The 7,847-nt window shown below is 56.0% G+C and carries 9 protein-coding genes; 4 read left to right on the top strand and 5 right to left on the bottom strand.

Annotated elements, in window-relative coordinates:
• The coding region (locus BN1189_RS08415; protein ID WP_040227347.1) for a M20/M25/M40 family metallo-hydrolase at positions 1–243 on the top strand (243 nt) is incomplete at its 5' end.
• 373 nt (positions 244–616) lie between these two features.
• On the opposite strand, the gene BN1189_RS08420 is transcribed toward BN1189_RS08415, so the two are convergent.
• The 5 genes from BN1189_RS08420 to BN1189_RS08440 all read right to left on the bottom strand — a co-directional run bounded on the left by BN1189_RS08420 (position 617) and on the right by BN1189_RS08440 (position 5,098).
• Positions 617–1,585 carry a proline dehydrogenase family protein gene (locus BN1189_RS08420; protein WP_040227349.1) on the bottom strand — a complete coding sequence of 323 codons (969 nt, stop codon included), beginning with the start codon at positions 1,583–1,585 and terminating at the stop codon, positions 617–619.
• Positions 1,586–1,888: 303 nt separating this feature from the next.
• Positions 1,889–3,271 (bottom strand): NADP-specific glutamate dehydrogenase, encoded by a 1,383-nt coding sequence (gene gdhA / locus BN1189_RS08425; RefSeq protein ID WP_179860935.1) that lies wholly within the window; start codon positions 3,269–3,271, stop codon positions 1,889–1,891.
• Between the two features lie 207 nt (positions 3,272–3,478).
• Complete coding sequence (locus tag BN1189_RS08430) at positions 3,479–4,123, bottom strand: YfbR-like 5'-deoxynucleotidase (RefSeq protein ID WP_040227350.1); 645 nt, start codon at positions 4,121–4,123, stop codon at positions 3,479–3,481.
• Between the two features lie 62 nt (positions 4,124–4,185).
• Complete coding sequence (locus BN1189_RS08435) at positions 4,186–4,509, bottom strand: general stress protein (RefSeq protein WP_040227352.1); 324 nt, start codon at positions 4,507–4,509, stop codon at positions 4,186–4,188.
• Entirely contained in the window at positions 4,487–5,098 is a 612-nt protein-coding gene (locus BN1189_RS08440) for a sigma-70 family RNA polymerase sigma factor (RefSeq protein WP_052455762.1), read from the bottom strand. The genes BN1189_RS08435 and BN1189_RS08440 overlap by 23 nt, the downstream gene beginning before the upstream one ends.
• Before the next feature lie 276 nt (positions 5,099–5,374).
• Between BN1189_RS08440 and BN1189_RS08445 the strand changes: the two genes are divergently transcribed.
• The 3 genes from BN1189_RS08445 to BN1189_RS08455 all read left to right on the top strand — a co-directional run.
• Complete coding sequence (locus tag BN1189_RS08445; RefSeq protein ID WP_040227365.1) at positions 5,375–5,893, top strand: cupin domain-containing protein; 519 nt, start codon at positions 5,375–5,377, stop codon at positions 5,891–5,893.
• 120 nt (positions 5,894–6,013) lie between these two features.
• The gene (locus tag BN1189_RS08450) at positions 6,014–6,703 is read left to right on the top strand and encodes a hypothetical protein (RefSeq protein WP_040227354.1); all 690 of its coding nucleotides are present in this window, start codon (positions 6,014–6,016) and stop codon (positions 6,701–6,703) included.
• 346 nt (positions 6,704–7,049) lie between these two features.
• The coding region (locus tag BN1189_RS08455; RefSeq protein WP_179860903.1) for a transposase at positions 7,050–7,847 on the top strand (798 nt) is incomplete at its 3' end.

The following is a 7,847-nucleotide window of genomic DNA, read 5'->3' on the forward strand; positions in this document are numbered from 1 at the left end:
GGCACCGCCGCTCTTGTGGATCTGATCAAGGAGATCGGCGGGGAAATCGGCATTGACGTGACCGACACGAAGACCGGCGGCGGAGGTGACGCCTCCTACACGTCCGCAGCGGGCATCCCGACAATCGACGGTCTCGGCCCGGTCGGCGGCAACGCCCACCGTGATGACGAATACATGGAAGTCGACACCTTCGTCCCGCGCTGCCTCCTGCTCGCGAAAACCATCGAAAAACTGTCGGAATGAAATGAACGAGTTGCATAAACAATAGGAAAGCACCCGCCGCGGCGGGTGCTTTTCATTTTGGGGCCGGAATGCTTGGATGCTCCCGCGAAAGTGTCTGAAGCATCCGCGAAAGCGGCGGCCGCCCGATCAAACCTCCCCTCACGACCCAACTCTTCCACTTCGAGGGCCAACTCTTCCATCTCGAGGCCGAACTCTTCCACTTCGCGACCCAACTCTTCCATCTCGTCTCCCGACCACCCCAGCACTCCGGCCTGAGGAAAAAAAACCCGACCAAAAAACTCTCTGTTGCATCCGCGGAACCCTCCATCGCTCGCCCCAATAACCCAGCCATCAAAAAACGCCGCCCCCAAAAGGAGCGGCGTGTCTTATACAATCACTTGCGTTTCGTCAGGCGGCCGAGCAGGAACGCGCCGGCAGCGAGTCCGATGATGGCGTTCGTCTTCGGAGTGAACACTTGCTTTGCGACGAGGTTCAGGTTCTGCGGGCGTTCGGCGAGGCGGCGCATGAAGTAGCCGTACCAGTCATTGCCGAACGGCACGTAGGTCGTGAAGTTGTAGCCTTCGGCGGCGAGCTTGAGCTGCAGATCGCGGCGGAAGCCGTACAGCATCTGGAATTCGAACTTGTCGCGGGAAACGTCATGCTCTTCGACGAACTTTTTCACATGGTCGATAATTTTGTCGTCGTGTGTGGCGATCGATGTGAATTTCCCGTTCAGGAGATGGTACTCGATCAGTTCGATATAGTTGCGGTCGATGTCGGCCTTGTCCGTGTAGGCGTACTCGGCAGGTTCCTTGTAGGCGCCCTTCACGAGACGGAGGCGGAAATCTTTGTATTTGCGGATGTCTTCCTCGGCCCGGTAGAAGTAGGCCTGGATGACGGTCCCGATATTGTCGTAGTCTTTGGACAGCTCGTCGAGAAGATCGAACGACGGCTGGAGCCGGGCATGGTCTTCCATGTCGATGTTGATGAAGATATCATGCTTCGCGGCGGCGTCCACGATGTCGCGGAGATTGCCGAGGCAGAATTCATAATCGATGTCGAGGCCGAGTTGGGAAGGCTTCAGGGAGATATGGGCGTCCACGCCGTTTTCATGGATCGCACGGACAACGTCCAGGATCTGCTCCTTTGCCAGGACGGCTTCATCGCGTTCGTAGACAAACTCGCCGAGGTTGTCGACTGTTGCCGAGATGCCTTTTGAATTCAGCTCACGGATTGTCTGGATGGCTTCAGGAAGGTTCGTGCCGGCAACGACACTTTGTGCGCCGAGCTTCAGGCCATATTTCTTGGCGGCCGCGTTCAGCATCTGGTTTTGGGAAAGACCGATGAAAAGCTCTTTAAGCATCTTGAATATCTCCTTAGCTGATGAAATTTTTGAATGAATAAATTATATCACACCAAACGATAATTAGAGATATTCAAGAATCGTCTGTCAGATGGACCTTCTGGCTGCAAAAGTCTATCAAGAGTCAGCACCGCTGGCTGCATTTGCGGATAAAGATAACGCTCACCCCGATAAAAGCAACGCTTCGCCATATAAAGATAACGCTCGCCCTAATAAAAGCAACGCTTCGCTCCGTTCTGAATCTCATTCACGCAAAAAAGACGAGAATGCATTCATTCTCGTCTCTTTGCCGGTCCCGGCCCGTCAGTTCAATCCGTGCGAGACCATGCCGTCCGCGACTTTCCGGAAACCGGCGATGTTGGCGCCGGCCAGCAGGTTGCCCGCGAATCCGTATTGCTCGGCCGTCTCCACACAGTTCCGGTGGATGTCCTGCATGACGACTTTCAGCTTTTCGTCCACTTCTTCTTCGGTCCAGGAGTAGCGCATGCTGTTCTGTGACATCTCCATCGCGGACACGGCGACTCCGCCGGCGTTTGCCGCCTTGGCCGGCCCGAACAGGATGCCGTTTTCGATGAACAGGTCGATTGCTTCCTGGTCGCACGGCATGTTGGCGCCTTCGGCCACCGCGATGACACCGTTCGCTAGAAGAAGGGCGGCCGATTCGGCGCTCAGTTCATTTTGTGTGGCGCATGGAAGGGCGAGATCGCACGGGATTGACCAGATGTCCTGGCACCCTTCTGTGTACTTGGCCTCGGGATGGAAATCAAGATAATCCTTGATCCGCCGTCGTTCGACTTCTTTCAGCTGTTTGACCGTATCGAGGTTGATGCCGGCTGGATCATGGATGAAGCCGTTCGAGTCGCTGCAGGCGATGACCGTGGCTCCAAACTCGATCGCTTTTTGCATCGCATAGATCGAGACGTTGCCCGAACCGGAAACGACCACTTTTTTACCTTCCATGCCGAGCGCGTGGTGGGCGAGCATTTCGGCGGTGAAGTAGACGAGTCCGTATCCGGTCGCCTCCTTGCGGCCGAGGCTGCCGCCGTTGTCCGGATCCTTGCCGGTGAAGACGCCTGCTTCGTACGCATTGCGGAGGCGTTTGTACTGGCCGAACATGTAGCCGATCTCGCGCTTTCCGACACCGATGTCTCCGGCCGGGACGTCGGTGTCCGGTCCGATATGCTTCCACAGCTCCGTGATGAAGCTCTGGCAGAACCGCATGATCTCGCGGTCCGATTTGCCTTTCGGGTCGAAGTCGGCGCCGCCCTTGCCGCCGCCGATCGGCAGGCCGGTGAGGGCGTTCTTGAAGATCTGCTCGAATCCGAGAAATTTGATGATGCTGTCGTTGACGGACGGGTGGAAGCGGATCCCGCCTTTGTACGGCCCAAGCGTGCTGTTGTACTGGACCCGGTAGCCGCGGTTCACGTGGACTTTTCCGCTATCGTCTTCCCACGTCACCCGGAACGAGATGACCCGCTCCGGTTCGACGATCCGCTCGAGGATTCCGTCCCGGATGTATTCCGGGTGCTGTGCGAAGACGGGGCGGAGGGAGTCGAAGATTTCCCGGACGGCCTGGAGGAATTCCTTCTGTCCCGGGTTGCGGCGTTTCACGAGCTCATAAACATGGTGGACATAGTCATTGGCGGTCCGGCGGGTCTCTTCCATGGTATCGCGCGTGGTCTGCATAAAGCATCTTCCTTTCCCTTTTGGAAATAAAAAAGGAACCACCAAGGGGTCCTTTCCGGTTTCCGTTGATCTTTCGGTAGTGCAGGATACGAATCGGATTTCATAATTATACATGATATCCACACGATGCACAATACCGAATATTCTTATAGTTGATGGAGGAAGAAGCGAAAGAGACACTCGCACGGTTGCTGCCGGACTTTCCGGTCAGTTATCCGGCTCTTCCGGATTCTCCAGAATCCTCAAGGTGAGGCTCTTCACATCGACGGCCGTTTTTTCATTGATGACGTCCCGGACGATCACGTCGCGGAAGTAGGCGACGCTCGCCTCAAGCGGCATGGCGAGGATTTTCTTCAAAGCGATCTCATACATCTGGACGAAATCCGGCTCGGTGTTTCCGCGCTTCAGCTCCGCATACGCCTCGTAGAACTGATCCAGTTTATCCGCGAGTTCGAGCAGCTGGCCCTCGAGCGTGCCGTCCTTGCCTTCCTTCATCCGGTGGAAGAACACTTCCTGGAACTCCTCGGGAATCTCCCGGTGAATGAACTTCTCCATCATTTTTTCCTCGACGGTCGCAAGCATTTGCTTCAGCTCGGGGGAGGAGTGCTTGACGGGTGTCTTGATGTCGCCGATGAATACTTCGGCGAAATCGTGGTTGATCGTCTTTTCATAGAGCGACTTCCAGTCGACGGCGGCGCCTTTCATCTCTTCGAGCGTCCCGAAGAACATCGCGTACTGGGAGACTTTCCACGAGTGGGCGGCGACGTTATGCTCTTCAAATTTGAATTTGCCCGGAGCCCGGATGATCCGCTCCAAGTCATTCATGCTGGCAAAAAAGCGGTGGATGCCCATCTTCATTCCTCCTTTTTTTCCGGGTATGCAAAAGCGCCGCCAGCGTGGGCGGCGCTTCAGGATTACTTGTCTTGTGCGACGAGGACGAGTTTCCCTGTGTCCAGCACTCTTTCATATTCATCGGCTTCCTGCTTGGAAAGGCCGACGCCTTCGAATTCGGAACGGAGCTCGTCGCCGCGCTTCGCAACGAAGTTCTTCATCGTCTGGAAGAAGCCGGTTTCGCCGATGCCCGGTGTTTCCACGTCGAGCGCTTTCGCCAGGTCATCTTCCCGCTCCTGATAGTGGGCGAACAAGTAGATGTCGTCCTTATCATAGCCTTGGCTCACGAGCTTCTCGATTTCTTCTTTGGCTTGTACGCCGTTTTCAACTGATAAAATTTTCACCATGAATCAATCCCTCCTGTTTAATTGCATATTCATCTTTACCCGGCCAGTCCTCGGATAAACGCCGGCGCGGCTTTGCCCGCTGTTCTTCTTCCGCCAATGCGTCTTTCATCAAGGAACGCAGCTTATGAAGCAGGCGCTCGCGGCGCTTTTTGACGCCCGGGACGGAGATGCCGTCCATCCGGGCGATCTCCGCCTGCTGCAGCCGCTCCTCGAACAGCCGGTGGAGGAGAAGCTGTTCCTCCGGATTCAGGCGGGAGACGGCGTCGCGGAGGAGTTCTTTCCGCGGATCATCCGGCACAGCTACGCCTGCGCGGTCTCCGATCAGAACTTCAAGTGTGTCCCCTTCGACGGCGGTGAAAAACTCGCCGTAACGGGCCTCTCTTTTCAGTTCATCCAGCATGGCGCCGCGGATCGTCCGGTAGGCGAACGGGGCGAAATGGCCCCGGTCCGGATCGTATTTGTCCAGGGCGGCCCAGAGTGCGAGACGCGCAGCCTGGCGGAAATTGTCGTGATCGCGGTGGATATTCAGCTTCCGGAGCATCGAGGAAATCATCGGTTCGTACTGCATCAAAGTTTCTTCAGTTTTCATCGGCTGGCCTTTCCGGCCGTGCACAGCGCTTGTTGGATTCCCGGGTGACTTGAGATTAACCCGGAGCCGTTCCTGCCGCGAACCGGCGATTCTTCTGTTTAGGGTCCGAATTGCCGCTGGCGGCGGGTCGATTGCGGAAGAGCCGGCCGGTCAGTTGCCGGAATCCAAGCCCGGCCCGGCAGAAAGAGATTGATTTGCAAACGATTAACGAACGCCATGGCGGGTAGAGGAAAGGGGAGAGGGTCAAGACATCCGAAGAAAGGAATGATGGCAGACATGGACGTGCAAGTGCGATCGTTTTTCGTGAAAGATGACGGGCAGGTGCCGAACAATCCGAACTTGCCGGTCATTTTCTATCAGAACGCGTATGACGGCGACCCGGGCCCCGGTCCGGATTCCATCCAGGGTTCATTCGCCAGCCACGGCTGGAAGAACAGCTGGACGGGGGATGTGTACGACTATCACCATTACCATTCGAACACGCACGAAGTGCTCGGTGTCCGGAGAGGGACCGGCACGCTGCTCATCGGCGGAGACGCAGGCGAACGCCTTGAGATGAAACCGGGCGATGTTGTTCTCCTGCCGGCCGGAACCGGCCACAAAAAGATCGAGGCTTCGGATGATTTCGAAGTGGTCGGCGCCTATCCGGACGGCATGGAACCCGATCTGAAGGAACGGGACCCGGCGCAGAAGGCGAAGGCGGTCAACACGATTGCCGACGTGCCGATCCCCGAGCAGGACCCGGTGTTCGGCGACGATGGCCAGAGCCCGATGTTCCACAAGTGGATCAAATAACGGTTTCCCGGATTGCCGCGTGACGGCCTTCCGGGATTTTTCATTTGCGATAAAGAAAGCCTTTCGTGAAAGCGTCCGCGCAATGGCGTATAATCAGAGTTAAGGAAAGGGGGGAGCGACATGGACGGAGAGGAACGGAAGGATGCGAGTGCGGTGACGGCAGGCGGTCCGTATCCCGACTGGCCGGAGGCGGGCGGCTGGTTTGCCCGCCGGAAACGCCGCGAGCAGCTGCTTGACTATTATTATCCGAAGGGCCAGTACGAGAAAGAGGCCCGGCGGGAAATGAAGACCGTGCTCACGGAATTCGAAGAGCGGTTCCGTCGCTGGTACCCGTCGCTCCCCGACGCGGATTACACGGCTCTTTACAGGGACAAGCCCGCCCGCCATGCCCGAGGTGAGGATGTCCGGCACGCCGTCCGGCTTTACCGGGCGAAGAGCATCGGATGGGGCAAGTTGTCGAGGATCCAGGAAGCGCTCGACCTGTATTATTTGATGGAGGCGCAGTCGGCGTACTTCAAGCGCGAGATCGACAAAGCGGCAAACGCCCAGAACTGGATCGGCGAAGACCATTTCAGCGGATTTTTCCCCGAAGTGGCGGAAGGAATGCAGGAGCGGATGAGGGGCCTGGTCCGGAGCGGATTCGACACACTTCTGAAGCTCCAGGAGCAGCAGAAACAGGCCGAAGCCACCGTGAAGCGGCTGTCCGCCGGAAAAGGGGATCTATGGTCACGCGCGGCCGAACTCGCCGGCGACCTGCTTCTTTACCCGCTGAAGCAGATCGGCAAGGGCAACAACGGCAAACGGATGTAGGTCCGGCCGCCGGGCGGGGGAATCGTTCGATTCGGCGGCGTAAACGTTCGATTCAGAAGCGTAATCGTTCGATTCGCGGGCATAATCGTTCGACTCAGAGGCGTAATCGTTCGATTCGCGGGCGTAATCGTTCGATTCGAGCGGCTAATCATTCGATTCGCCTCGTCCCGCCTCCCCCGGCGACATCCTTGGAATCAAAAAAGGGGGCTGTCCAGAAAGTCGATAAAAACGACTTTCTGTGACAGCCCCTTTCTGTTTTTTATCTCTCTCAAAAAAATAGAAAAAGACCGCTGCCTTTTGTAGAATGGAGTCACCACAACAACACACACAAAGGAGCGATCTTTTTATGTGCAATCCGAAGACTGCTACAACAGAGTATATCACAGAAATGGAGATCTTGGCAGAGGTGAACAAGCCTGAGGAAAAACGTCCAAAACGCCGGTTGGCGCCTGTCTTCAAGCCCTATGATAACCGCCAGTCCTTCGCCATCTTCGATGTCGAATCGCTGGTTCCCGATGACCATGTGGCACGTGTCATTGATGAAATGATCGAGACGATTCCGGATGATCAGCTCATTGCGCATTATTCCGGAGGCGGCCGCAGTTCTTACCACCCGAAGATGATGCTTAAGATCATTCTTTACGCCTACTCCCAAAAGGAATATTCCTGCCGGCGCATTGAAAAGCTGACAAGGGAAAGCATTCCTGCTATGTGGCTGGCCGCCGGCCAGCTTCCCGACTACCGGACCATCAATGAGTTCCGCGGGGTCCGAATGCCCAAGATGATCGATGATTTATTCGAAGCGATGGTGATGGAATTGCATCATCGCGGCTTCATTGACTTTGAAAATTACTTCCTCGATGGGACGAAAATCGAGGCGGATGCCAATAAATATTCCTTTGTATTCAAGAAAGCGGTGTTGGGATACGAGGAAAAGCTGAAAAAGAAAATCAGCGAGACCCTGCAGGAGATCCATGAGATTGCAGAGGCAGAGGGATTCGAAATGGGAAGTCTGCCTGAAGGTGATCCTTCGGTGGAGGAACTGATGGAGACCGTCTCCCGTTTGGAAGGACAGGAAGAGATCCTGACGGACAAAAGTGAGAAAGAGACAGATACAGCGGTCCGCAAGGGAATCCGTAGAAAA

Source organism: Bhargavaea cecembensis, from assembly GCF_000826125.2.
In the GTDB taxonomy this organism is placed as follows: domain Bacteria; phylum Bacillota; class Bacilli; order Bacillales_A; family Planococcaceae; genus Bhargavaea; species Bhargavaea cecembensis_B.

Excerpts from the sequence above, each read along its gene's own strand:
- BN1189_RS08450 (WP_040227354.1), top strand. The coding sequence starts at position 6,014 with ATGGACGGAGAGGAACGGAAGGATGCGAGTGCGGTGACGGCAGGCGGT.
- gdhA (WP_179860935.1), bottom strand. The coding sequence starts at position 3,271 with ATGCAGACCACGCGCGATACCATGGAAGAGACCCGCCGGACCGCCAAT.
- BN1189_RS08420 (WP_040227349.1), bottom strand. The coding sequence starts at position 1,585 with ATGCTTAAAGAGCTTTTCATCGGTCTTTCCCAAAACCAGATGCTGAAC.
- BN1189_RS08440 (WP_052455762.1), bottom strand. The coding sequence starts at position 5,098 with ATGAAAACTGAAGAAACTTTGATGCAGTACGAACCGATGATTTCCTCG.
- BN1189_RS08445 (WP_040227365.1), top strand. The coding sequence starts at position 5,375 with ATGGACGTGCAAGTGCGATCGTTTTTCGTGAAAGATGACGGGCAGGTG.
- BN1189_RS08430 (WP_040227350.1), bottom strand. The coding sequence starts at position 4,123 with ATGGGCATCCACCGCTTTTTTGCCAGCATGAATGACTTGGAGCGGATC.
- BN1189_RS08435 (WP_040227352.1), bottom strand. The coding sequence starts at position 4,509 with ATGGTGAAAATTTTATCAGTTGAAAACGGCGTACAAGCCAAAGAAGAA.